The organism is Bradyrhizobium genosp. A, from assembly GCF_049949275.1.
Taxonomy (GTDB): Bacteria; Pseudomonadota; Alphaproteobacteria; order Rhizobiales; family Xanthobacteraceae; genus Bradyrhizobium.
In genome coordinates this window covers 1,272,152-1,297,085 of the sequence record NZ_CP188196.1, presented here as the reverse complement: position 1 = coordinate 1,297,085, position 24,934 = coordinate 1,272,152, and the positions used below count along the sequence as shown (strand labels likewise).

Here is a 24,934-nt window from a genome sequence, read left to right as displayed (position 1 = left end):
CCTCATGGAGCCCGGCAATCGGGTGACGCATCATGAATTTCGACCAGTTGACCCTGACCCAGGCGGCGGCCGAGCTTGCTGCCAGAAAAATCACCAGCCACGCGCTCACCTCCGCGGCGCTCACCCGCGCCAAGGCCAATGCGGACCTCAACGCCTTCATCACCCTGGATGAAGAGGGCGCCCTGAAGGCCGCCGTCGCGTTCGATACACTGGGCGCAGGCGCCGGGAACAAGCCGCTCGGCGGCGTCCCCATCGTGATCAAGGACAACATCGAGGTTGCCGGACTGCCCTGCACTGCGGGAACGCCGGGGCTGAAGACCTTCATTCCGAGCACTGATGCGCCGGTCGTCGCAAGGCTGCGGGCCGCAGGCGCCGTCATCATCGGCAAGACCAACATGCACGAGCTGGCTTTCGGCATCTCCGGGTATAACGCTGCATTCAAGACTGGCGCTGAATACGGCGTGCGCAACGCCTATGATCGCTCGCTGATCGCCGGCGGGTCGTCGTCCGGAACGGGCGCCGCGATCGGCGCGCGGATCGTCGCGGGAGGGCTCGGCACCGACACCGGCGGATCGGTCCGGGTGCCGGCTGCGCTGAACGGATGCGCCTCGCTTCGCCCGACCGCCGGTCGCTATCCGCAACAAGGCATCGCGCCGATCTCCCATACCCGCGACACCGCGGGTCCGATGGCCGCGACCATGGCTGATGTCGCAATGCTCGATCGCGTCATCGCCGGCGGCGATGCCGTTCAGCCGGCCGATCTGAGCAAGGTCCGTCTCGGTCTCGTTAAGAGCATGCTGGCGAACCTCGACGGAGACACCCAAGCCGCGTTCCATGCCGCCCTCGCCCGATTGAAGACTCAAGGCGTGACCGTGGTCGACATCGAGATGAATGAGCTTGCGCAGCTCAACGGCCAGGTCGGATTTCCGGTTGCGCTCTATGAGGCCTGCGACGACATGGTCGCCTATCTCGAGCGCACCGGCACAGGCGTCACCATCGAGGCGATGGTCGCACAGATCGCGAGCCCCGACGTCAAGGGCACCTATGAGGGCCTGGTGCTGCCGCGCAAACTGCCGGCGCCCGACGGCAGCTTCGTCGATGCAAAGCCGCTCTACGACGAAGCCATCAATGTGGCGAGACCGGCGCTTCAGGCGCTCTACCAGCGGACCTTTGCAGACAACCGGCTGGACGCCATCGCCTTCCCGACCACGCCGCGGGTTGCGATCGCCTCCAATCCGGAATCCAGCAGCCTCGAGAATTTCGGGCTGTTCATTCAGAACACCGACCCCGGCAGCAATGCCGGCATTCCCGGCATCCAGGTTCCGATCGCGCTGGGCGCCACGAGCAAGCTTCCGATCGGACTTGAACTGGATGGCCCAGCGGGGAGCGACGAACGGCTGCTTGCAATCGGCATGGCGCTCGATGGCGTGTTCGAACGATTGCCGGCGCCGCGCTAGAGGCAGGCGCATATCTATCCCCTCACCCTGAGGAGCTTGCGTAGCAAGCGTCTCGAAGGGCGAGGCCACGGGCCTTCATCCTTCGAGACGCGCGTTCCGCGCTCCTCAGGATGAGGAACTGGCAGCATCTCACGAATACGGATTGATCAGCTTCTGCTGCTCGGCGCTGTGATGCACGAGCATGTCGATGAAGGTCCGGACCTTCGCCGACAGATGATGACGATGCGGATAGACCGCGTTCATCGACATCTCAACCGGCCGGTATTCCGGCAGCAGGCGCACCAGGCGGCCGGCGTCGAGGTCGTCGCTCACGAGAAAACCCGCGAGCAGGCCGATGCCGGCACCCTCGATCACCATCCGTCGCAGCGCCTCGCCGCTGTTGGTGACGAGGCTGCCCGAGATGCGCACCGATGCCGGCGCGCCCTTGCGATCGAAGAAGCGCCACTCGTCGCCGAAGGGATAGTTGAGGTGGCGGCCGCAATTGTGCTCGGTGAGCTCGGCGAGCTGCTGCAGCCGGCCGTGCCTTTCGAGATAATCATGCGAGCAGCACAGCACGTGGCGCCAGGTGGCAAGGCTGCGGACGATCAGGCTCGAATCCGGCGGCGGGGTCATGCGCAGCGCAACGTCATAACCTTCCTCGATCAGATCGACATTGGCCTCGCCCATGCGCAAATCGACCTTCACATCCGGATAGGTCGACAGCAGTTTTGCCACGACGCCCGCGACGAAAGGCACCATGTGGGTCGCTGAATGAATCCGCAGCGTGCCCCGCGGCACCGACTGCAAGGCGCCCGCGATGTCGTCGGCCTGCTCGATATCGGACAGGATTTGGATGCAGCGGTCGTAATAGGCCTTGCCGATTTCGGTGACGCTGACCTTGCGGGTGGTACGGTTGAGCAGCCGCGCGCCGAGCCGCTCCTCGAGCGCCTGGATGTGATTGCTCACCATGGTCGTCGACATGTTGAGCTTGCGGGCGGCGGCGGAGAACCCGCCGGTATCAACGACCCGGACGAAAGCGGTCAGGCTGGTCAGCCGGTCCATGAGCGCCTCGGATTATGCAGCATGAGTGGACAATCATTTTACTTTTTGGCGGATTATCACAAGCGCCGGGACAGCGCATCTTCTGCCCAGACAACAGCGCCCCTTCGGGAACGGGACGTCTGGGGAATCCGGAGGATGTCATGTCGAACGCGACTTATACCACTGAAACAACTGATAAAATCAGCCTGAAGCCGTCCCGCCAGGCGATCAAGCGAGCAGCCCTCGCGCTGGCGCTGGCCCTCGGCGTCGCTGTCGCCGGCGATTTTGGCTACGATTACCTGACGACCGGCCGCTACCTGGAATCGACCGATGACGCCTATGTGAAGGCCGATTCCACCATCATCGCCCCGAAGGTCTCGGGCTACATCGCCCAGGTGCTGGTCGGCGACAACGAGAAGGTCAAGGCCGGCCAGATCCTGGCGAAAATCGACGACCGCGACTTCAAGGCGGCGCTTGGCCAGGCCCGCGCCGATGTCGCCGCAGCCGAAGCCTCGGTCCGCAACCTCGATGCCCAGCTCGAACTGCAACAGCCGATCATCGAGCAAAGCACGGCTGACGTCTCTGCTGCCGACGCCAATCTGAAATTCGCGCAGGAAGAGCGCGCCCGCTACGACGACCTCATGAAGTCGGGCTCCGGCACGATCCAGCGCGCGCAGCAGACCGATGCGGCACTCCGCGCCAGCAACGCGCAACTGCAGCACGCCAGGTCGGGCCTGGTGGCCGCACAGCGCAAGGTCGACGTGCTGACCACCCAGCGCGCCCAGGCCGTCGCGCAATTGGAGCACGCTCGCGCCGTCGCAGACCAGGCTGAGCTGAACCTGTCCTATACCGAGATCACCGCGCCTGTCGACGGCACTGTCGGCGCGCGCAGCTTGCGCGTCGGACAGTTCGTGCAGGCCGGCACGCAATTGATGGCAGTGGTGCCGCTCGACGCGGTCTATGTGGTCGCGAATTTCAAGGAGACCCAGCTCACCCATGTGCGCGCCGGCCAGCCGGTCGAGTTGATCGTCGACAGTTTTCGCAATCGCACGCTGCACGGTCATGTCGACAGCCTTGCGCCGGCGAGCGGACTCGAATTCGCGCTGCTGCCCCCCGACAATGCGACGGGTAACTTCACCAAGATCGTGCAGCGCGTCCCGGTGAAGATCGTGCTCGACGATCACAGCCTCACCGGCCTGCTGCGGCCCGGCATGTCGGCGGTCCCGACCGTCGACACCAAGGCAACTGTGGTGGCCGAGCGCGAGACCGCCAAGCGCGTCGCCGACAACGCGTCGCGCCCTAACGGGGGCTGAGGCGGGAAGGGCACGGCAGGATTATCAAGTCCTGATTATCAAGTTCTGCCGGATGATCCTTCCCAGACTTCCCTGATTATCGAAACCATCCGCCTAATGCATCCTGTCTCCGTAACCGAGACGAGGCTTCCATGAGCACGCTTCAACCGACCCTCAACGCCGCTTCCGCCGCCAATCTCCCCGCTCCGACTGCGGCTCCCGCAACGCCGGCCGTCTCCGCCAAAACCTGGATTGCGGTGATCGGCGCCACGCTCGGCGCCTTCATGGCGGTGCTGAACATCCAGATCGTCAACGCCTCGCTCGCCGACATCCAGGGCGCGATCGGCGCCGGCATCGACGACGGCGGCTGGATCTCGACCTCCTATCTGATCGCCGAGATCGTGGTGATCCCGCTGTCCGGCTGGCTCGCGCAGGTGTTCTCGATCCGGATCTATCTGCTCACCAATGCGATTCTATTCCTGCTGCTGTCGGCGGCCTGCGCGCTGGCACAGGACCTGCCGCAGATGATCGTGCTGCGCGCCGTACAGGGTTTCACCGGCGGCGTGCTGATCCCGATGGCGTTCACGCTGATCATCACGCTCTTGCCGCGTGCGAAGCAGCCGGTCGGTCTTGCGCTGTTCGCGCTGTCGGCGACGTTTGCGCCCGCGATCGGTCCGACCATCGGCGGCTATCTCACCGAGAATTTCGGCTGGCAGTACATTTTCTACGTCAACCTCGCGCCCGGCGCGATCATGGTCGGCATGCTCTGGTATGCGCTCGACGCCAAGCCGATGAAGCTGTCGCTGCTGCGCGAGGGCGATTGGGCCGGCATCATCACCATGGCGATCGGCCTCTCCGCGCTGCAGACGGTGCTTGAGGAAGGCAACAAGGACGACTGGTTCGGTTCACCCTTCATCGTCAAGCTCAGCGTGATCGCGGCCGTGGCGCTGACCGCCTTCCTGATCATCGAGCTGACGGTGAAGAAGCCGCTGCTGAACCTGCGTCTGCTGGTCCGCCGCAATTTCGGCTTCGGCATGCTCGCCAACTTCCTGCTCGGCGTCGCGCTCTACGGTTCAGTGTTCATCCTGCCGCAATATCTGTCGCGCATCCAGGGCTACAATTCCGAACAGATCGGCACGGTGCTGGCCTGGACCGGATTGCCGCAGCTGCTGCTGATCCCGCTGGTGCCGCGCCTGATGCAAAAATTCGACGCGCGGATCATCATCGGCGTCGGCTTCATGCTGTTCGCAGGCTCGAACTTCATGAACATCTATATGACCAACGACTACGCCGCCGATCAGCTGTTGTGGCCCAACGTCGTTCGCGCCATCGGCCAGGCGCTGGTGATGGCGCCGCTGTCGGCAGTGGCGACCGCCGGCATCGAGGCGGAGAATGCCGGCTCGGCCTCCGGCCTGTTCAACATGATGCGCAATCTCGGCGGCGCTGTCGGCATCGCGCTGCTGCAGACCGTGCTGACCAAGCGCGAGCAATATCACTCCAACGTGCTGATGCAGTCGGTCTCGGTGTTCGAGCAGGCGACCCGCACGCGGCTGGAGCAGCTCACGCAGTACTTCATCAATCACGGCGTGCTCGATCGTGCCGACGCGTCGCATCGTGCCTATGTCGCGATCGGCCACGTCGTGCAGAAGCAGGCCTTCATCTTCGCCTTCAGCGACACCTTCTACCTGCTCGGTCTCGCTCTGATCGTCGCCTTCATCGCCTCCCTCTTCCTGAAGAAGCCCGGCCATGTCTCGGCCGGTGGCGCCCACTGACCACCACCCCAACCAAGGAGAACGGCCATGAAACCCCGCATGAATTTCTACCAGGCCGCCCCCGACACGATGAAGGCGCTGATGGCGCTGGAGGAGCAGATCCAATCGACGGGTCTGGAAAAGTCGCTGATCGAGCTCGTCAAGATCCGGGCCTCGCAGATCAACGGCTGTGCCTTCTGCATCAACATGCACACCGAGGACGCCCGCAAGCGTGGCGAGACCGAGCAGCGCATCTATCTGCTCAACGCCTGGCGCGAATCCCCGCTCTACACCGACCGCGAGCGCGCCGCGCTGGCCTGGACCGAGTCGGTGACGCTGATCGCGGAAACGCACGCGCCCGACGACGTCTACGCCGAGGTGCGGGCGCAGTTCTCCGATGCGGAGACGGTGAACCTGACCATGCTGATCGGCGCCATCAACGCCTGGAACAGGCTGGCCATCGCGTTCCGCGCGGTCCATCCGGTGAAGGTGAAGGCGTCGGTGGCGTAAGGGATGCCGCGCGCCCCTCACGCGCAAGTCTCGTAGGGTGGGCAAAGCGAAAGCGTGCCCACCGCTTCATTCAAAAAACGCGAGAGAAGACGTGGGCACGGCGCAAGCGCGCCTTTGCCCACCCTACGACAGCCGGGCATGCGGCCTAAACCGCCGTCACCTTGGCGAACTCCACATAGATCTCGCGCAGGCGCGCGGCAAGCGGCCCGGGCTTGCCGTCGCCCACCTTCTTTCCGTCGATCGCGACCACAGGCTGGACAAACAGCGAGGCCGAGGTGGCAAAGGCCTCCTTTGCGGCAAGCGCCTCTTCCACCGTGAACGAGCGCTCCTCGACCCGGAGCTGGCGCTCCTCGGCGAGCGCGACGACGGCCTTGCGGGTGCAGCCCGGCAGGATCGCGTTGGAGTTCTTGCGGGTGACGATGACGTCGTCTTGAGTGAGGATGAACGCCGACGACGAGCCGCCTTCGGTCACGTAGCCGTCTTCCAGCATCCAGGCCTCGCCGGCGCCGGCTTCGGCAGCCGCCTGCTTCGCCAGCACCTGCGCCAGCAGCGCCACGCTCTTGATGTCACGCCGCTCCCAGCGAATGTCGGGCACCGTGATCACGTTGATGCCGGTCTTGGCCGAGGCGGCATTGATAATGTCCTTCTCGGAGGTGAACATCACCAGGCTCGACTTGACGTCGCCCTTGGGGAAAGCGAAGTCGCGGCCCTTGTCGGCGCCGCGCGTGACCTGGAGATAGACGAGGCCGTTCACGACCTTGTTGCGAGCGATCAACTCCTTCTGGATCTCGGTGATGCGCTCGACCGTCTCCGGCAGCCTCAAGCTGATCTCGCCGACCGAGCGCTCCAGCCGCGCCAGGTGCGAGGCGTTGTCGACCAGCTTGCCGTCGAGCACGGCCGAGACCTCGTAGATGCCGTCGGCAAACAGGAAGCCGCGGTCGAGCACCGAGATCTTCGCGTCCGAGAGCGGGACGAATGAGCCGTTGACGTAGGCGGTCGAATCCAAGGCTGGTCTCCTGGCGGGAAAGGGGGATTTGCGCGCTTATACGCGAAATGGGGGCGTCGATCACCCCTCTATACGTCATTCCGGGGCGGCGCGAAGCGGCGAGCCCGGAATGACGACCGATCAGTGCGACAAAATCTTCGACAGGAACTTCTGCGCGCGGTCGCTGCGGGGCTTGCCGAAGAAGTCGTCCTTCGGGGCGTCCTCAACGATCTCGCCGCGGTCCATGAAGATGACGCGGTTGGCGACCTTGCGTGCAAAGCCCATTTCGTGGGTCACGACCATCATGGTCATGCCTTCGCGGGCGAGATCGACCATGACGTCGAGCACCTCGCTGACCATTTCAGGATCGAGCGCCGAGGTCGGCTCGTCGAACAACATCACGATCGGATCCATCGCCAGTGCGCGCGCAATCGCGACACGCTGCTGCTGGCCGCCGGAAAGCTGCGCTGGAAATTTTTGCGCGTGCTCATTCAGGCCGACGCGGTCCAGCAGCTGGTTGGCTTTCGTCACGGCCTTGTCGTGGGAACGGCCGAGCACCTTCTGCTGCGCAAGGCAGAGATTGTCGATGATCTTCAGATGCGGGAACAGCTCGAAATGCTGAAACACCATGCCGACGCGCGACCGCAACTTCGGCAAATTGGTCTTGGGATCATTGACCTTGGTGCCGTCGACGCTGATGTCGCCGCTCTGGAACGGCTCCAGCGCGTTGACGCATTTGATCAGCGTCGACTTGCCCGAGCCGGAGGGTCCGCAGACCACGACGACCTCGCCCTTGGTGACGCTGGTGGTGCAGTCGGTCAGTACCTGGAAGGTCGGGCTGTACCATTTGTTGACGTGGCTGATTTCGATCATGACCGACTTGCTCTAGCGGATGATGGCGATGCGCGCCTGGAGGCGGCGGACGCCGAAGGAGGCGATACAGGAAATGGTGAAGTAGACGACAGCGGCAAACAGGTACATCTCGACCAGACGGCCGTCGCGCTGCGCGACCTTGCTGGCGGCGCCAAGGAAATCGGTGATCGACAGCACGTAGACCAGCGAGGTGTCCTGGAACAGCACGATGGTCTGCGTGATCAGCACCGGCAACATGTTGCGAAACGCCTGCGGCAGCACAACGTAGCGCATGGTCTGCGCATAGGTCAGGCCGAGTGCATTGGCGGCGGCCGGCTGCCCCCGCGAGATCGACTGGATGCCGGCACGCATGATCTCGGAGAAGTAGGCGGCCTCGAACATGATGAAGGTGATGAGCGAAGAGGCGAACGCGCCGACGCTGATCGGCCGCGAGGCGCCGGTCAGCCACTGTCCGATATAGGGCACCAGGAAGTAGAACCAGAAGATCACCAGCACCAGCGGCAGCGAGCGCATGAAGTCGACATAGAGGCCGGCGATGCGCCCAAGCGTCTTGTAGCCGGAGAGCCGCATCAGCGCGATCGCCGTGCCGAAGACAAGACCGCCGAGCGCGGCGAGCGCCGTCAGCATCACCGTAAAGCTCATGCCCTCGTAGAACAGATAGGGCAGCGCGCGGATGATGACGCCGAAATCGAAATTGCTGAACATGGCGCTATTTCCCCGTGATGTAGCCGGGGATCGCAACGTAGCGCTCGAGGAAGCGCATCGCGGTCACGACGACGGCGTTGACGAGGAGATAGAGCAGCGTCGCGGCGGTAAAGGCCTCGAACACCTGGAACGAGAATTCCTGCATCGAGCGCGCCTGTCCGGTCAGCTCGAGCAGGCCGATGGTGATGGCGACCGCCGTGTTCTTGATGGTGTTGAGGAACTCGGATGTCAGCGGCGGCAGGATGATGCGGAACGCCATCGGCAGCAGCACGTAGCGATAGCCCTGCACCGTGGTCAGGCCGAGCGCGGTCGCGGCCATCTTCTGCCCGCGCGGCAGCGAGCCGATGCCGGCCTGCAATTGCACCGCGACGCGCGCCGACATGAAGAAACCGATGCCGATCGCTGCGGTCCAGAACGGCGCATTCGGTAATTGCTTCAGCCACAGGCCGGCAGACTTCGGCAGCAGCTCCGGCAGCACGAAGAACCACAGGAACAGCTGCACCAGCAGCGGCATGTTCCGGAAAAATTCGACGTAGCAAAAGCCGAACCAGTTGGCGCCCTTCGACGGCAGCGTGCGCATCACGCCGACGACTGAGCCGGTGATCAGCGCGATGATCCAGGCCAGCACCCCGGTTTCGAGGGTCAGCACCAGTCCCGACAGCAGCATGTCGAGATAGCTGCCGGTCCCCATCGGGTTCGGCTGGAAGAAGATTCCCCAGTTCCAGTGGTAGTTCACGTGTCCCCCGCGCGAACGCGCCAATCAGAGATGTCTTGGCGCTTATGCAAATGTCCGGCCACTTCCCTATCAGAATGGCCGGGATATCTTCCCTCTCCCCGCTTGCGGGGAGAGGGTTAGGGTGAGGGGGGCTCTCCGCGAGGGAGGTGATAGTTGGACTCGTGGAGAGTCCCCCTCACCCGGAATTCAAGCTGCGCTTGAATTCCGGCCTCTCCCCGCACGCGGGGAGAGGCGAACAGCATCTTACTTGTAGTCGTCCGGGTTCGGCGAGTCCGAGGGCTTGGCGAATTCGTTCTTCAACTCGGGCGAGATCGGCGTGTTGAGGTTCAGGCCCTTCGGCGGGATCTTCTGGGTGAACCACTTGTCGTAGATCTTCTCGGCTTCGCCGGAGGTGTAGAGCGCAGCGGTTGCCGCATCGACCACCTTCTTGAACGGCGCGTCGTCCTTGCGCAGCATGATACCATAAGGCTCGGGCTTGGAGAACGCATCCTTGGAGATGACGTAATCGTCCGGCGACTTCGAGCCGGCCACGAGGCTCGCGAGCAGGACATCATCCATCACGAAGGCCACCGCGCGGTCGGTCTCGACCATCAGGAAGGACTCGGCGTGGTCCTTGGCCGGAATGATGTTGGCGCCGAGACCTTTCGAAACGTTGGCTTCGGTCAGCTGCTTGATATTGGTGGTGCCGGCGGTGGAGACCACCGTCTTGCCCTTGAGGTCCTCGATCGACTTCAGGCCGCTCGACTTCTTGAAGACATAGCGGCTGGCGGTCAGGTAGTGGGTGTTGGTGAAGGCGACCTGCTTCTGGCGTTCGGCATTGTTGGTGGTCGAGCCGCATTCGAGGTCGATGGTGCCGTTGGCCATCAGCGGGATACGCGTCGCCGAGGTGACGGGATTGAGCTTGACCTCGAGCTTGTCGAGCTTGAGCTCCTTCTTCACGGCTTCGACGATCTTGTAGCAGATGTCCATCGCGAAGCCGACGGGCTTCTGGTTGTCGTCGAGATAGGAGAACGGGATCGAGGAGTCGCGGAAGCCCAGCGTGATGGCGCCGGTGTCCTTGATGTTCTTCAGCGTGCCGGTGAGCTCCTCGGCCCCAGCCTGGCTCATGGCAAAGGTCGCGGCGAGCGCAAGGCCGATGTGACGGAAGTGTTTCACTTTTTCTCCCCTTTCAGGATGATGCGGCCGGATGCAAGCACAAATCGGGCCGGAATAGAATGTAACTTTCGGCTGGATGCCGGCTCTTGGTTAGTAGGCTCAGGTCAGCGGTCTTGTTAGCGGACTTGGCAATTCGCCGAGATCCCAGAACAGCCCGGCCATCACCGTCAAGGCCTCTTCGGTCAATGGCAGCAGGATATGCTCATTGGGCGCATGCTGGGAGCAGCCAGGATAGGAGTGGGGAACCCAGATCGTCGGCAGGCCCAGAATTTCGGAAAACACGTCGTTCGGCAGCGAGCCGCCGAAGTTCGGCAGCACCGCCGGCGCCTTGCCGGTGGTGTTTTGGACTGAATCCGCCGCCCATTTGATCCAGGGGCTGTCGAAATCGGTGCGCGAGGCCGCAAAGCTCTGGGCCGCCCGCACCTCGACCATCGGAAAGCCCTTTGCGACCAGATGGGCGCGGACGGCGTCGATCAGGCCATCGACCTTGGTGCCGACCACGAAACGCAGTTGCAGCACAGCATTGGCGTGACCGGGAATGGCATTCGCCGGCTTCTCGATATTGCCCGACGACATCGCCAGAACCTCCAGCGTGTTCCAGGCATAGAGCCGCTCGGCCGCGGACAAGCCGTCCTCGCCCCAATTCTCCGCAAGCGCCGGCTCACCCTCGGTCGGCACCACCTGCACATCGGCAAGGTAGCTGCGGATCTGATTGGTGAGCCGTGAGGGCTTCAGGGCGTCGAGCTGAAGCCGGCCGTGGCCGTCGACCAGCGTCGAAATCGCGTTGACCAGGATGGTCGCAGGGTTGGCCAGCACGCCGCCCCAATTGCCAGAATGATGGCCACCGTCGCGCAGGTTCACGTCGAGTTGGATGCGGATGCCGCCACGGCAGCCCAGAAACAGCGTCGGCCGATCGGCCGACAGCCGCGGCCCGTCGGAGGCCATGAACAGATCGGCCTTCAGCGCGTCTCGGTTGAGGTCGCAGACCTTGCCGAGATCAGGCGAGCCGATCTCCTCGCCCATCTCGACGATGAATTTTGCATTGAACCCGAGCTTGCCGCCGCGTGCCTCGCGCACCGCGCGGAGTGCGGCCATGTTGATGCTGTGCTGGCCCTTGTTGTCGGCGGTGCCGCGGCCATAGAGGCGAATGCCTGCCGGCGTCGTGCGCCAGGGATCGCGGCCATCGCGCCACTCGCCCTCCATGCCGTCGACGACGTCGCCATGGCCGTAGATCAGCACGGTCGGCAGTGACGCGCTCTCGTGATGCTCGGCAAACAGGAACGGCGCCTTGCCGCTCGGGGATTCGACCAGGCGGCTGGTGAAATCGAGCGCGGCGAAGGAGGGCATCATCTCCTGTTCCAGATAGGCACGCAGTTCGGGGCCGCGCGAGGGGTTCTGGCTTTCAGTCTTGAAGCCGACCCGGCGGTCGAGTTCAGCGAGGAACGCGCCGGATTTGAAGTCGTCCCGGGCGCGGGCGATGGCGTCGGCTCTGGTCATTGGCTTGGTCTTCGAAGCTTTGGGAGGAAGGACCTTACCCGACACGGGCAAGCCTTCGAAAGTGGCGGGGACCTGGATAGTTCTTGGAGTTTTCTTGGAGCTTTTCTTGGAGTTTTCTTGAAGTTTTTTCTTGGAGTTTCTCTTGGACTTTCTCTTGGGATTCCGTTCTTGCTCTCTTGAGATTGGCTTGCCAAGGGCGGGAGTGCCGCTGATTTTGGCCTTGCCAAGGCCCAAGCCTTTCTATTTTTGGCCCTTGCCAACGGCCAGTTATATGCAAGAACGTCGCCAAGTTGGGGCGCACATCTAACATTCGAAGAGCGCGCAGTACAGGGCGCCGGGGGACCAGCATGGCCAAGCAGATCAGGCTCAACGCATTTGCGATGAATTGCGTCGCGCATCAATCACCGGGGCTATGGACCCATCCGCGCGACCGCACCGCCGAATATAACCGTCTGCCCTACTGGATCGATCTCGCCCAGACGCTGGAACGCGGCCGTTTCGACGGGCTGTTCCTGGCCGACGTGCTCGGCGTCTATGACGTCTATGGCAACAGCCCTGACGCAGCCTTGCGCAATGCAGCACAGACACCGTCGAACGAGCCGCTGCTGCTCCTCTCGGCGATGGCTGCGGTCACCAGGAACCTCGGCTTCGGCGTCACCAGCAATCTCTCGTTCGAGCCGCCTTACCCGTTCGCGCGGCGGATGTCGACGCTCGACCATCTGACCGAGGGGCGGATCGGCTGGAACGTCGTCACGGGCTATCTCGACAGCGCCGCCCGCGGCGCCGGCAAGGACAAGCAGACCGGGCATGACGACCGCTACGATATCGCCGACGAATATATGGAGGTCGTCTACAAGCTCTGGGAAGGAAGCTGGGAGGACGACGCCGTGCTGCGGGACCGCAAGCGCGGCATCTTTACGGATCCGACAAAAGTTCATCGCGTCAACCATGAGAGCGCGAACTACCGCATCAACAACACCATCCACCTCAGCGAGCCGTCGCCGCAGCGCACGCCCGTGCTGTACCAGGCCGGCACCTCGCCGCGCGGCCGGCAGTTCGCAGCCAAGCATGCCGAATGCGTGTTCATGTCGGGACCTTCGGCCAAGATCATTGCGCCCCGGGTCTCCGCGATCCGCCAGGAGGCCGCCGCCTTCGGCCGCAACTCGGCCGAGATCCTGATGTTCAACATGATGACGATCATCCTCGGTAACACGGAGGCCGAAGCGGCCGCGAAATATGCCGACTACCGGTCGCACATCAACCCGGAAGGCGCGCTCGCCCTGATGTCGGGATGGACCGGCATCGACTTCTCCGGCTACGCGCTCGACCAGCAGGTCCGCCACGTCCAGAACGATGCCGGTCGCAGTGCACTCGACAACGTCACCCGCGGCGACCCCGACCGCGTCTGGACCGTGCGCGACGTCATCGAACATGTCGGTATCGGCGGTGCCGGCCCGGTCGTGGTCGGTACGCCCGAAAGCGTCGCTGACAAGATCGAGGACTGGTTCGAGAAGACCGACGTCGACGGCCTCAACGTTGCCTTTGCGATCTCGCCCGGCGATTTCGAGGACATCGCCGACATGCTGGTGCCGGAACTGACCAAGCGCGGACGGTACAAGCCGGAATACGCAAAGGGCACGCTGCGGGAGAAACTCTTTGGCGATGGCCGCGCGCGGCTCGACGCACCGCATCCGGCGGCGGGCTATCGGGTGGGGAAGAAGGGGTAGAGCGAGCTGCCGCACCCTCGGTGTCGTCCCGGCGAAGGGACTACACCTTCCCATCCACCATCACCTCGATCAGCTTGGTCCCTGGCCGGCCAAACGCCGACGCCAACGTTGCCTTCAGCTCGCGGGGATCGCTGATCTTGATCGCCTCGCAGCCGAGTGCCTTCGCCACGCCGGAGAAATCCACGGGCGGATCGACAAAGTCCATGCCGACGTAATTGTCGTTGCCATGGAAGGCGAGAAGACGCTGCTTGATGATGCGGTAGCCGCCATTGTTGGCGATGACGACGTTGAGTGGCAGCTTGTGATGGGCGGCCGTCCACAGCGACTGGATCGAATACATCGCGCTGCCGTCGCCTGAAAAGCACACGACGGGGCGATCCGGATTGGCGATGCTGGCGCCGACCGACGCCGGCAAGCCCCAGCCGATGCCGCCGGAGGCAAGACCGTGATAGCCATAGCGGTCGCGGTGCGGACGCAGCGCCATGACCTGGCGGCTGGACGTCAGGCCTTCGTCGACGAGGATGGCATGGTCGGGCATCGCCTCGACCATTTGCAGCACGAGATAGTCGGGATCGATCGGCGCACGTCCCACGCTTTTGCCGATCTGCTCGACCAGCGCGGCGCGGCGTGTGGTCCAGTTCTTCGGCGCCAGCTCGGCGAGGCGCTGCTTGGCGCGGCTCGCGAGTGTCGCACCGCCCATCTCCTTCAGCACCGGTATCAGCGCACGCAGCGTCTCTTTCAAATCCGCCTTCAGCGCGATCTCGGCACCGTAATTCTTGGCGATCTCCCAATCGACGAGACCGACCTGCACGATACCGAGCCCGTCAGGCAGCGCATCGACCTCGCTAAAGACCGACATCCGCAGGGGATCGCCGCCGAGCGCGATCAGCAGGTCGTAAGGCGCGAGCGTATCGCGCGCGACCTTCTGCATGCGGGCCAGCGTTCCGACGAAGCTCGGGCTTTCCGACAGGAAGTGCGAGCCATAGGGCGTCGAGGACTGATAGGCGGCAGCGCCAAGCAGCTCGGCGAGTTCGGCCGCTTCCTTCAGCGCGTCGCTCTTGACCACCTCATCCATGGTGACGATCACAGGGCGCTCGGCCTTCAGCAGCCGCGCGGCAAAAGCCCTGAGCGCTTCGTCCGACGGCCTTACACGCGCGTCGATGCGGGTGGAGCGGCCGAGATCGATGCCGGCCTCGCTGTTGAGGATGTCGCCCGGCAGCGAGATGAACACCGGCCCGGTCGGCGGCGTCATCGCGACCTTGGCGGCGCGGCGCACGATGCGCGGCAGGTCCTCCAGCCGCGTCACCTCGACCGCCCATTTCACCAGCGGCTCGGCCATGCGCACCAGCGGGCCATAGAGCACCGGCTCCATCAGACCGTGGCCCTGCTCCTGCTGGCCCGCGGTGAGGATCATCGGCGTGCCCGTGAACTGGGCATTGTAGAGCGAGCCCATCGCGTTGCCGAGGCCCGGCGCGACATGGACGTTGCAGGCGACGAGTTTTCCGGAGGCACGGCTATATCCATCCGCGATCGCCACCACCAGGCTCTCCTGCATCGCCATCACATAGGTGAGGTCAGGATGGTCCCTCAGCGCATGCATGATCGGCAGCTCGGTGGTGCCGGGATTACCGAACAGATGCGTGATGCCCTCGTCCTTGAGTAGCGCGAGAAAGGCGGAACGGCCGGTGATCTTGTTCTTCATGCTTCCTCCAGGAACGGACGTTGCCGCAAGGACTGAAAGCATGATGGCCGAAGTTTTGGGAGGCGCGCAAGGAAGCGCGGTCATGGCTGCGTTGCGTGGGACGGTCTCGTGTCCCGGACGCGACGCAACGTGCAACGTTGCAGCGCAGAGCCGGGACCCAGATTCGCACCGAGCTAGTAGACGATGGGCCCCCGGCTCAGCAGTGCGGCACTGCGCGCCGCACTGCGTCCGGGGCACGAGACCAGGGTGTGCGGCTCACACTACATCTCCTCCCGCCCCAACCCGAACGGATCCTCGCCGTCTGCGCGCTTCTTCTTTTTTGAGCGCTGCCAGACCACACCGGGAAAACCTTTCAGCGGCACCAGCGGCTCGCCGGTGTAGGCCCATTCCTGCAGCTCCTCGATCGCGATGTGATAGAGCGGCTGGCGCCCGGTGCGCTCCTTGAAGAGCGCGCGCGGGATGTTGACCATGTGTGGGCCGCGCGGGCGCTCATAGGCGATCGGCGTGCCGCAATGCGAGCAGAAGCTGCGCGCGGTCTTGGTCGCCTTGTCCTCGTAGCGGGTCAGCGCGGTCTTACCGGAGGTGATGCGAAACCGCTTCTTCCAGCTTCCGACATAGGTGGCGTAGGCCGCGCCATGGGCACGGCGGCTGGCGGCGGAGTGGTCGTGCCAGGCCCAGCGCGCAGGGACGTCGATCTCGAAGGTCACCTTGCCGCAGAGGCATTGGCCGGCGGCGGTTCCTGCGGCGACTGCGGGTTTGGCCATTGTCTCTCCTCGTCGTCATTGCGAGCGCAGCGAAGCAATCCAGACTGCCTCCGCTGAAAGACTCTGGATTGCTTCGCTGCGCTCGCAATGACGGAGCTTGTGGCATCCATCCGGGCTACGAAGAGGTCCCTACGCAGGCGTCAGCTCATCATAGACCGAATAGTCCGTATACCCCTTTTCCTCGCCGCCATAGAACGTCGCGCGGTTGTACGGCGTGATCGGATAGTCCTGCTCCAGCCGACGCGGCAGATCGGGATTGGAGATGAAGATACGGCCGAAGGCGATGATATCGGCGTGGCCGTCGGCGATCGCCGCGTTCGCGGTCTCGCCGGTGAAACCGCCCGCGGTCATCAGCACGCCGCTGTAGTGCGGACGGAACAGCACCATGGCGGAGGGCACGTTCTCCCAGTGGACGTCGGCGCGGCCCGCGCCGCTGGAGCGCGGCTCGATGAAGTGCAGATAGGCAAGGCCGAGCTTGTCGAGCGCCTTCACCACGTGGGTGTAGAGCGGCATCGGATCGGGCTCGCCGGAATCGTTGGCGATGCCGTGCGGCGACAGGCGCACACCGACGCGATTGGCGCCCCAGACGTCGATCGCGGCCTGCGTGACTTCCATCAGAAGCCGCGCGCGGTTCTCGATGGAGCCACCATATTGATCGGTGCGCTGGTTGCTGCGCGACTGCAAGAACTGCTCGAGCAGATAGCCGTTGGCGCCGTGGATCTCGACGCCGTCGAAGCCGGCGGCGAGCGCGTTCTTCGCAGCCTGCCGGAACGCCTCGACGATGCCCTTGACCTCGCCGGTCTCCAGGGCGCGCGGCGTCTCGTAGTCCGCGAGTTTGCCGTCGGCAGTCATCGCCTTCATGCCTTCGGCCTTGATCGCGATCGCCGAGGCCGAGACCGGCAGTTGACCGCCATGATAGGACGAATGCGAGACGCGGCCGACATGCCAGAGCTGGAGGAAGATGATGCCGCCCTTGGCGTGCACGGCATCGACCACCTTGCGCCAGCCGGCAATCTGCGCCTCCGAATAGATGCCGGGCGTTGCCGGGTTGCCGCGGCCGTGCGAGAGCACGGGCGACGCTTCAGCGATCAGCAGACCGCCCGGCGTCGCGCGCTGGCCGTAATATTCGGCGTTGAGCGGCCGCGGCGAAAAGCTCTCGCGCTCGGCGCGCATGCGGGTCAGCGGCGCCATCGCGACGCGATGCGCAAGCTTGTACGGACCGACCTGCAACGGTTTGAACAACGCCTCGAATTTCATGCTGGCCCCAATCGGCTATGGAAGGATGCTGATCATATAGCGAGGGGCGGCCACCGAAAAAGGCGCCGCCCCTGCAAAAGTAGATCTTCCCCCGCGCGGAACGCGGGAGAGGACAGGTCCTACGCTGTCTTGATCCAGACGGCCTTCACGTTGAGATATTCCTCGACATGCTGCTTGCCGGACTCGCGGCCGTAACCGCTCATCTTGTAGCCGCCGAAGGGCACGGCCGGGTCCATTGCCTGGTAGCAATTCACCCACACCGAACCGGCGCGCAGCGATTTCGCGACCGCATGCGCCTTGGTGACGTCACGCGTCCACAGGCCCGAGCCGAGGCCGAACGTGGTGTTGTTGGCACGCTTGACCAGCTCGTCCATGTCCTTGAACGCGATCGCGGAGATGACGGGACCGAAGATCTCCTCCTGCGCGATACGCATGTTGTCCTGGACGCCGGCGAACACCGTCGGCGAGACGAAGAAGCCCTTCGACAGCGCGCCTTCAGTGACGCGGCCGCCGCCGGCGAGCGCTCGCGCGCCTTCCTTCTGGCCGATGTCGAGATAGCCGGTGACGCGCTCGAGCTGCTGCTCGGAGACCAGCGGGCCGATCTGGGTGTTCGGATCGAGGCCGTTGCCGACCTGCAGCTTCTTGCCGAACTCGGCGACGCGGCCGACGAACTCCTCGTAGATCGCCTGTTCGACGAACAGGCGCGTGCCGGCGCTGCAGATCTGGCCGGAGTTCGCGAACACCGCCATCGCCGCGCCCGGCACGGCGGCATCGAGGTCGGCATCGGCAAACACGATGTCCGGCGACTTTCCGCCGAGCTCGAGCGAGACGCGCTTGAGGTTGCCGGCCGAGGCACGGATGATCGATTGACCCGTGACGTGCGAGCCGGTGAAGGCGACCTTGTCGACGTCATGATGCGAGGCGAGCGCGGCGCCCGCGGTCTCACCATAGCCGGGCACGACGTTGACGACACCGGGCGGAATGCCGGCTTCCATCGCGAGCTCGGCGATGCGTAGTGAGGTCAGCGGCGCCTCTTCGGCCGGCTTCAGCACCACGGTGCAACCGGTCGCGATCGCCGGGCCGATCTTCCAGAGCGTCGCGGTCAGCGGGCCGTTCCAGGGAATGATGGCGCCGACGACGCCGACCGGCTCTTTCAGCGTGTAGGAAAAGATCTCGCCGGGCAGCGAGTTCTCGATCGTCTCGCCATGGATCGCGGTGGTCTGGCCGGCGTAATAGCGCAGCATGCCGACGGCTCGCAGGCGATAGGCGCGGGTGCGGCTGAGCGGCGCGCCCATGTCGAGTGTGTCGAGTTGCGACAATTCGTCGAAATTTTTCTCGACGAGATCGGCGAGCTTGAGCAGCAGGTTCTGCCGCTCGAACGGCTTGACCTTGCTCCAGGGACCTTCGAAGGCACGGCGGGCGGCAGCGACCGCGCGATCGATGTCTTCCTTGTCGCCTTCGGCGACGGTTGCGAGCAGCTCGCCGGTGGCGGGGTTGTGGGTCTCGAAGCGCTTGCCGGACGCGGCATCCACCCACTTCCCGTCGATCAGCACCTGCTTGTAGGACCCGTTGGCGAACGGATGGCGCGTGATCGGAATAGCTTGCGACACAGCCATGGCTGCACTCCCTAGGTAGGTGATTGATTGGGTTCGATCTGGGCGGGATCGTTAGGTCAAACAGAATACAGCGGCGCCTGAAGGGCGTAAAGTCGGCGTGGAACGAAGCCCTGCCATGCCGACTTGTGCAGGGTCGCGCGAGCGCCATGTTATACGTCGATCGAGATTCAGTCACGGAGAACAGCCATGCCGCATCCTGTCATCGCCAAGGGCAATGTCGCCGTGATCACCGGGGGTGCATCGGGCATCGGTCTTGCGGCCGCAACAGCGTTTGCGCGCGCCGGGATGAAGGTGTGCATCGCCGACGTCGACGAGGGCCGGCTGGCAGAAGCCGCAACAAAATTGTCATCGATCGCGGGCGCAGCGAATGTGATGACGTCCGTGGTCGACGTCAGCCGGATCGAGAGCGTGACGGAACTGGAACGCGCCGTGGGCGCGCATTTCGGCGGCACCGACCTGCTCATGAACAACGCCGGTATCCAGCCGGGCAGCACATTGTTCAGCGAGCCGGACAACTGGCAGCGCATCATCGGCGTCAACATGTGGGGCATCATCAATGGCTCGCGCGTCTTCGCGCCGCAGATGATCGCGCGCGGCAAGGCCGGCCTGATCATCAACACCGGCTCCAAGCAGGGCATCACGACCCCGCCCGGCGATCCCGCCTACAACGTCTCCAAGGCCGGCGTGAAGGCATTTACGGAAGCGCTCCAGCACGAGCTGCGCAACACCAGGGATTGCCACGTCACCGCGCATCTGCTGATCCCCGGCTTCGTGTTCACCGGACTCACTGCCAAGGGCCGCACCGAAAAGCCGGCCGGCGCGTGGACGCCAGAACAGACCGTCGATTTCATGCTTGCGCGACTGGAGGCCGGCGATTTCTACATCCTCTGCCCTGATAACGACGTGCCGCGCGCGCTCGACGAGAAGCGCATGCTCTGGGCCGCCGGCGATATCGTCGAGAACCGCCCGCCGCTGTCGCGCTGGCATCCGGATTACGCGGATGCGTTCGCCAGGTTCGTGAAGGGCAGCTAGACACGCTGTAAGCCCCTCATGGTGAGGAGCGCGGAACGCGCGTCTCGAACCATGAAGGCCCGTCTCGGGCCTCGATCCTTCGAGACGCCCGCTTCCAGCGGGCTCCTCAGGATGAGGGGTTAGAGCGTCTCTTGCTGGTGCCCGCAATTCTTGCAGGCGAACTTGGCGCGGCTCTGGCCTTTTTCCGCCTGAACCCGGTTTGGCGCGCCGCACTTGCCGCAGACGGCCTCGATACGGGTCGTGCCCTGCTTGACGACGATGGTCTTCTTTTCCATCGATTCGCGGATCAGGCGCTCGGCCTCCTCACGCAGGGATTGTTTCGACAAAGCTGGTCTCCGCCTCTGAAAGCGCGAGAGCCATATCGCACTTGCGTTCGAATCTCAATCGGCAATGCCAGCTCAGACCTCGACAATCACATAACTGTCTTCGACATGCACCGCAAACGTCTCGGCGACATACGGGCCTTTCTGCAATTCGTCGCCGCGTTCCACCGCAACCGGATATGACCGGATCTTGACCCGTTTGGGATCGAACCAGGACTGGCCGTTGCGCATGTCGAATTCCCAGCCATGCCAGGGACAGCGCAGCATCTCCCCGACACGCGAGCGCTCATAGATGCCGGGCTCAGTTGCATTTCGCAGGCGCGATATCAGGTCAGGCGGGCGCAACCAGCGCAATCGCAGTCTCGGTGGCGGGAGCGGCGGCTGACTAAAATTTCGCCTGTCGCATTGCAGCCGACAAGCTTAGCTTTCGCCGCGTTCGGTCCTCACTGCTCTCCCCTGGAGTTCCCATGTCCCTCCTCATCCGCGGCGGCACCGTCGTCAATCATGATCATTCGCGCCGTGCGGACGTGCTGATCGAGGGCGACAGCATCGTCGCGGTCGGCCCTGCGATCGCGGCGCCGACGGGGGCGGAGATCATCGACGCCGGCGGCGCCTATGTCATTCCAGGCGGCATCGATCCGCACACCCATCTGGAAATGCCGTTCATGGGCACGGTGACCGCGGATGATTTCGAGTCCGGCACCAAGGCGGCGCTGACCGGAGGCACCACCATGGTGGTGGATTTCTGCCTGCCCGATCCCGGCCAGTCGATGCTCGCGGCCTATCAGGAGTGGCGGCACAAATCCGAGAAGGCGGCGGCCGACTACGGCTTCCACATGGCGGTGACGTCGTGGTCGAAACAGATCTATGACGAGATGGAGACCGTGGTCAAAACCTACGGCATCAACACCTTCAAGCACTTCATGGCCTACAAGGGCGCGCTGATGGTGAACGACGACGAGCTCTACAACTCGTTCGCGCGCTGCGCTCATCTCGGCGCGATGCCTGTCGTGCACGCGGAGAATGGTGACGTCGTTGCCTTGATGCAGGAGGCGCTGATCGCGCGCGGCGTCACCGGCCCCGAGGGCCACGCCTATTCACGACCGCCGGAGGTCGAGGGCGAAGCCACCAACCGCGCCATCATGATCGCGGATATGACGGGCACGCCGGTCTATATCGTGCATACGAGCTGCCGCGAGGCGCATGAGGCGATCGCGCGTGCGCGCGCCGCCGGAAAGCGCGTCTATGGCGAGCCGTTGATCCAACATCTGCTGCTCGATGCCGGCGAATATCAAAACAAGGACTGGAATCACTCCGCGCAGCGCGTGATGTCGCCGCCATTCCGCGACAAGTCGCATCAGGACAGCCTGTGGGCCGGCCTGCAGTCAGGCTCGCTTCAGGTGGTCGCGACCGATCACTGCGCCTTCACCACGGAGCAGAAGCGCTTCGGCCTCGGCGACTTCAGAAAAATCCCGAACGGCACCGGCGGCCTGGAAGATCGCCTCGCGTTGCTCTGGACCGCGGGCGTGGCCACCGGGCGGCTGACGAAGGAGGAATTCGTCGCGGTGACTTCGGCGAACATCGCCCGCATCCTCAACATCTATCCGCGCAAGGGCGCGGTCGCCGTCGGCTCGGATGCCGACATTGTGGTGTGGGATCCCAAGGCGACGAAGACCATCAGCGCGAAGCGGCAGATGAGCCGGATCGACTACAACGTGTTCGAAGGCTTTTCCTGCACCGGCGGCCCGGCCGCGACGCTCTCGCGCGGTCGTATCGTGTGGAAGGATGGCGATCTGCGTGCCGAGGCAGGAGACGGCCGCTACGTCGAGCGTCCGGCGTTCTCACCGGTGCACGTGGCGAATTCGACGTGGAAGGAGCTGACTGCCCCGCGCGCCGTCAGCCGCGGAGCGGTGACGCCGTAGCGCAAAGCAACCTAGATCGCGAACACCCAGGCGGCGACGATGGTACCGATGGTGACGAGACCCGCGATGGTCCAGCCGGCGGCATATTCCAGCTCAGGATGACCAGTCGCCCGCATGATCTCTGCCGGATCGGCGGTATGCTTCTCTGCCATGACAGCCTCGCATGTTATTCCCCGCGTCATGGATAAGTCGCTCCAGCCGCTATTAGGTTCCGTCACGGACGCGCGAGACAACAAAAAAGCCGAAAACAACCCCATGCACAGTAGAACGGCCCTTCGGCATGAGGCCGGGGTCGTGCCGCGCAACCATATGACGCGTCGCGGCAAAACGGCCGCCTCGCGCAATCGCCACGCGGCCTGTCCCTTGCGTTCAAAACCGGATTGCGTGCTAGACGCCAACACCGCCAGATCGATTGGCTCACCGGCGAAATTGACGGGATTGTGAGACGCGCGATGCGCGATCGGCTTTGCCGCTTCGGCATCCCGCTGCTAGGATGTATTACTTCGCTTTGCTATTTTAGGTTTGGTCTACTGACGTGTCGGCTGATTTCTCAGCCGACACACCGCGATCAATTTTTCAACACCTGAACACTTTCGAACGAACAGAACCCACCTTCGCAATCGCTACTTTCCGGTTCGTCAACCACCCGTGCAAGGAGGAAATACTATGTCCCCTAGTGCAACACCCCACATGGTCGAACTTCCCAACTCTGTCCATCAACTGCCGACAGGCTCGAGGGCGATGCGCCGAACCAACGGCCAGCGCTGGATCGAGCTGACGCTCGGCGTCAAGCGCTCCGCCGATCTGCCCGATTTGTCCGATCTGGACAACAAGCTCCCCAATGCGCGCAACTACATGACGCGCGACCAGCTCGAGAGCAAATACGGCTCCGATCCCAAGGCCATCAAGTCGATCGAGGATTTTGCCAAGGCGCACAAGCTCGTCGTCACCCGAAACGAGCCCGCCGCCGCGCGGCTCGGAATCGCAGGCACCGTCGACGACGTCAGCGCCGCCTTCGGCGTCACGCTGTTCGACTATTCGCATCCGCATCTCGGCGACTTCCACGCCCGCACCGGCCCGGTGCATGTCCCGACCGAGGTCGGCGATGCCATCACCGGCGTGTTCGGGCTGAACAACCACCGAGTGATGCGGCGCTCGCGCCATTCGGCGCGCGCCGCGACGCCGGATTTCGCCAGCTCCGTGCGGCGCTGGTTCGTTCCGACCGAGCTCGGCAACATCTACGGATTTCCCCAGATCGATGCGAGCAAGCAATGCATCGGCCTGCTGGAATTCGGCGGCGGTGTGGAGACCGCTGATGTCGCGGCCTATTTCAGCAAGATCGGCGTTCCCGCGCCGGAGGTTGCCGTCATCGCGGTCGACGGCGTCTCGACCGATCCGGCCGGCGATCCGGATTCAACCGGCGAAGTGATGCTGGACGTCGATGTCGCCGGCGCGCTCGGCGGCGGCGCCAAGATCGCCACCTACTTCTCGACCTTCGACGAGAAAGGTCTGGTCGACTGCCTCGCCAAGGTCGTCAGCGATTCCGTCAACGATCCCTCCGTCGTCTCGATCAGCTGGGGCTGGGACGAGAACCAGGCTTTCAACAACAGCGGCGTGATCTGGTCACCGGCGGCAATCGACCATTGCAACCACAGCTTCCTCGCGGCCGCCCATCTCGGCATCACGTTCTGTGTGTCCACCGGCGACGACGGCTCGGAAGCGCAGATGCAGGACGGCCGGGCGCATGTGAACTTCCCCGCAACCAGTCCTTACGTCCTTGCGGTGGGCGGAACGACCTTGCACGCGCGCGCAAACGCCAGGAAGCAGGTGCAGATCACCGAGACCGTCTGGAATGACGGACCGGGAAGCGGCACCGGCGGCGGCGTCAGCGACATCACACCGGTCCCGGCCTGGCAGCAGGGCATCGTGCCGAAGTCGATCAATCCCACGCACTTCGCCGGACGTGCGATCCCGGACGTCGCGGCCAATGCCGATCCGGCAACGGGCTATCTGACCATGTCGGGCGGCAAGCTCGGCATTGTCGGCGGCACCAGCGCATCCGCACCGCTCTGGGCGAGCCTGATCGCCCGGATCAACGCCGCGCTCGGCGCACGCTCCGGCAATTTCAACGCCCTGCTCTATTCCAAATTCGGTCCGGCCGGCGTGCTGCGCGATATCACCGTCGGCAACAATGACACCGACGGTCTGCTCGGCGGACAATACCAGGCGGGTGCGGGATGGGACGCCTGCACCGGCTGGGGCGTGCCTGACGGAGGCAAGCTTCTCACCGCGCTCCAGGGTGGCCCGACAAGCTAGCTGATCGGGTCTGGCGCAGGCGGGCGATTTGCCTGCCTGCGCGAGGTGCAGATAGCCGGCCGCGTTGATCTGCCTTCACAAGACGTTGCGTGTCAAGCCGGCTATGGCGGCGAACGTGACTGATTGGTTCTGGTCGCTCGAGGAACTTGTAGAGAGAACGAGTAGGTAAGATGCCAAGGCCGATGAAAGTCAAAGTCTTTATGGACACCAGCGCAAGCACCATTGAGGGGCAGATCAACGCTTGGTTGGACCAGTTAGGTTCCGCAACGATCATCAAAACGGAAACAGTCGCTA

The 24,934-nt window shown here is 63.9% G+C and carries 22 protein-coding genes; 8 read left to right on the top strand and 14 right to left on the bottom strand.

Features of this window, described 5'->3' with window-relative positions; translation table 11 throughout:
• Nucleotides 1-32 precede the first annotated feature (32 nt).
• The gene (gene iaaH / locus ACP2YP_RS05900; protein ID WP_426422932.1) at nucleotides 33-1,457 is read left to right on the top strand and encodes an indoleacetamide hydrolase; all 1,425 of its coding nucleotides are present in this window, start codon (nucleotides 33-35) and stop codon (nucleotides 1,455-1,457) included.
• A 129-nt stretch (nucleotides 1,458-1,586) separates the two neighbouring features.
• On the opposite strand, the gene ACP2YP_RS05895 is transcribed toward iaaH, so the two are convergent.
• On the bottom strand, nucleotides 1,587-2,498 hold the full coding sequence (locus ACP2YP_RS05895) for a LysR family transcriptional regulator (RefSeq protein WP_426422930.1): 912 nt from the start codon (nucleotides 2,496-2,498) through the stop codon (nucleotides 1,587-1,589).
• Nucleotides 2,499-2,638: 140 nt separating this feature from the next.
• Here ACP2YP_RS05895 and ACP2YP_RS05890 point away from each other — a divergent pair, with 140 nt between their 5' ends.
• From ACP2YP_RS05890 to ACP2YP_RS05880, 3 genes are all read left to right on the top strand, one after another.
• Complete coding sequence (locus ACP2YP_RS05890; protein ID WP_426422928.1) at nucleotides 2,639-3,790, top strand: HlyD family secretion protein; 1,152 nt, start codon at nucleotides 2,639-2,641, stop codon at nucleotides 3,788-3,790.
• Between the two features lie 131 nt (nucleotides 3,791-3,921).
• Nucleotides 3,922-5,541, top strand: a complete 1,620-nt coding sequence (locus ACP2YP_RS05885; RefSeq protein ID WP_426422926.1) for an MDR family MFS transporter — start codon at nucleotides 3,922-3,924, stop codon at nucleotides 5,539-5,541.
• A 27-nt stretch (nucleotides 5,542-5,568) separates the two neighbouring features.
• Nucleotides 5,569-6,030 carry a carboxymuconolactone decarboxylase family protein gene (locus ACP2YP_RS05880; protein ID WP_426422924.1) on the top strand — a complete coding sequence of 154 codons (462 nt, stop codon included), beginning with the start codon at nucleotides 5,569-5,571 and terminating at the stop codon, nucleotides 6,028-6,030.
• A gap of 145 nt (nucleotides 6,031-6,175) precedes the next feature.
• Here ACP2YP_RS05880 and ACP2YP_RS05875 read toward each other — a convergent pair whose 3' ends face one another.
• The 6 genes from ACP2YP_RS05875 to ACP2YP_RS05850 form a co-directional block, all read right to left on the bottom strand.
• Nucleotides 6,176-7,036, bottom strand: coding sequence for a D-amino-acid transaminase (locus tag ACP2YP_RS05875; protein ID WP_426422923.1), 861 nt, complete (start codon nucleotides 7,034-7,036; stop codon nucleotides 6,176-6,178).
• 120 nt (nucleotides 7,037-7,156) lie between these two features.
• Nucleotides 7,157-7,888 carry an amino acid ABC transporter ATP-binding protein gene (locus ACP2YP_RS05870; protein WP_426422921.1) on the bottom strand — a complete coding sequence of 244 codons (732 nt, stop codon included), beginning with the start codon at nucleotides 7,886-7,888 and terminating at the stop codon, nucleotides 7,157-7,159.
• A 12-nt stretch (nucleotides 7,889-7,900) separates the two neighbouring features.
• On the bottom strand, nucleotides 7,901-8,593 hold the full coding sequence (locus tag ACP2YP_RS05865) for an amino acid ABC transporter permease (protein WP_426422919.1): 693 nt from the start codon (nucleotides 8,591-8,593) through the stop codon (nucleotides 7,901-7,903).
• 4 nt (nucleotides 8,594-8,597) lie between these two features.
• Nucleotides 8,598-9,329: an amino acid ABC transporter permease gene (locus ACP2YP_RS05860; RefSeq protein WP_426422918.1), complete on the bottom strand. Its 732-nt coding sequence runs from the start codon at nucleotides 9,327-9,329 to the stop codon at nucleotides 8,598-8,600.
• Nucleotides 9,330-9,572: 243 nt separating this feature from the next.
• A complete protein-coding gene (locus ACP2YP_RS05855) occupies nucleotides 9,573-10,484 on the bottom strand; it encodes an amino acid ABC transporter substrate-binding protein (protein WP_426422916.1) in 912 nt (303 codons plus the stop codon).
• A gap of 99 nt (nucleotides 10,485-10,583) precedes the next feature.
• A complete protein-coding gene (locus tag ACP2YP_RS05850) occupies nucleotides 10,584-11,981 on the bottom strand; it encodes a M20 family metallopeptidase (protein WP_426422914.1) in 1,398 nt (465 codons plus the stop codon).
• Between the two features lie 347 nt (nucleotides 11,982-12,328).
• Between ACP2YP_RS05850 and ACP2YP_RS05845 the strand changes: the two genes are divergently transcribed.
• On the top strand, nucleotides 12,329-13,708 hold the full coding sequence (locus ACP2YP_RS05845) for an LLM class flavin-dependent oxidoreductase (RefSeq protein ID WP_426422913.1): 1,380 nt from the start codon (nucleotides 12,329-12,331) through the stop codon (nucleotides 13,706-13,708).
• A 40-nt stretch (nucleotides 13,709-13,748) separates the two neighbouring features.
• Here ACP2YP_RS05845 and ACP2YP_RS05840 read toward each other — a convergent pair whose 3' ends face one another.
• From ACP2YP_RS05840 to ACP2YP_RS05825, 4 genes are all read right to left on the bottom strand, one after another.
• Nucleotides 13,749-15,410 carry a thiamine pyrophosphate-binding protein gene (locus ACP2YP_RS05840; RefSeq protein WP_426422911.1) on the bottom strand — a complete coding sequence of 554 codons (1,662 nt, stop codon included), beginning with the start codon at nucleotides 15,408-15,410 and terminating at the stop codon, nucleotides 13,749-13,751.
• Between the two features lie 260 nt (nucleotides 15,411-15,670).
• Complete coding sequence (locus tag ACP2YP_RS05835; protein WP_426422909.1) at nucleotides 15,671-16,174, bottom strand: GFA family protein; 504 nt, start codon at nucleotides 16,172-16,174, stop codon at nucleotides 15,671-15,673.
• A gap of 129 nt (nucleotides 16,175-16,303) precedes the next feature.
• Nucleotides 16,304-17,431 carry an alkene reductase gene (locus ACP2YP_RS05830; RefSeq protein WP_426422907.1) on the bottom strand — a complete coding sequence of 376 codons (1,128 nt, stop codon included), beginning with the start codon at nucleotides 17,429-17,431 and terminating at the stop codon, nucleotides 16,304-16,306.
• A 119-nt stretch (nucleotides 17,432-17,550) separates the two neighbouring features.
• Nucleotides 17,551-19,047 carry an aldehyde dehydrogenase family protein gene (locus ACP2YP_RS05825; protein WP_426422905.1) on the bottom strand — a complete coding sequence of 499 codons (1,497 nt, stop codon included), beginning with the start codon at nucleotides 19,045-19,047 and terminating at the stop codon, nucleotides 17,551-17,553.
• Between the two features lie 186 nt (nucleotides 19,048-19,233).
• On the opposite strand from ACP2YP_RS05825, the gene ACP2YP_RS05820 reads away from it, so the two are divergent.
• A complete protein-coding gene (locus ACP2YP_RS05820; RefSeq protein WP_426422904.1) occupies nucleotides 19,234-20,079 on the top strand; it encodes an SDR family NAD(P)-dependent oxidoreductase in 846 nt (281 codons plus the stop codon).
• Between the two features lie 119 nt (nucleotides 20,080-20,198).
• Here ACP2YP_RS05820 and ACP2YP_RS05815 read toward each other — a convergent pair whose 3' ends face one another.
• Both ACP2YP_RS05815 and ACP2YP_RS05810 read right to left on the bottom strand, forming a co-directional pair.
• Complete coding sequence (locus tag ACP2YP_RS05815; RefSeq protein WP_426422902.1) at nucleotides 20,199-20,405, bottom strand: hypothetical protein; 207 nt, start codon at nucleotides 20,403-20,405, stop codon at nucleotides 20,199-20,201.
• 72 nt (nucleotides 20,406-20,477) lie between these two features.
• Nucleotides 20,478-20,756, bottom strand: coding sequence for a Rieske (2Fe-2S) protein (locus ACP2YP_RS05810; RefSeq protein WP_426422901.1), 279 nt, complete (start codon nucleotides 20,754-20,756; stop codon nucleotides 20,478-20,480).
• Nucleotides 20,757-20,869: 113 nt separating this feature from the next.
• Between ACP2YP_RS05810 and hydA the strand changes: the two genes are divergently transcribed.
• Entirely contained in the window at nucleotides 20,870-22,324 is a 1,455-nt protein-coding gene (gene hydA, locus ACP2YP_RS05805) for a dihydropyrimidinase (protein WP_426422899.1), read from the top strand.
• Between the two features lie 11 nt (nucleotides 22,325-22,335).
• On the opposite strand, the gene ACP2YP_RS05800 is transcribed toward hydA, so the two are convergent.
• On the bottom strand, nucleotides 22,336-22,476 hold the full coding sequence (locus tag ACP2YP_RS05800; protein ID WP_007597071.1) for a hypothetical protein: 141 nt from the start codon (nucleotides 22,474-22,476) through the stop codon (nucleotides 22,336-22,338).
• A gap of 589 nt (nucleotides 22,477-23,065) precedes the next feature.
• On the opposite strand from ACP2YP_RS05800, the gene ACP2YP_RS05795 reads away from it, so the two are divergent.
• The gene (locus ACP2YP_RS05795; protein WP_426422897.1) at nucleotides 23,066-24,640 is read left to right on the top strand and encodes a S53 family peptidase; all 1,575 of its coding nucleotides are present in this window, start codon (nucleotides 23,066-23,068) and stop codon (nucleotides 24,638-24,640) included.
• Nucleotides 24,641-24,934: the final 294 nt, after the last annotated feature.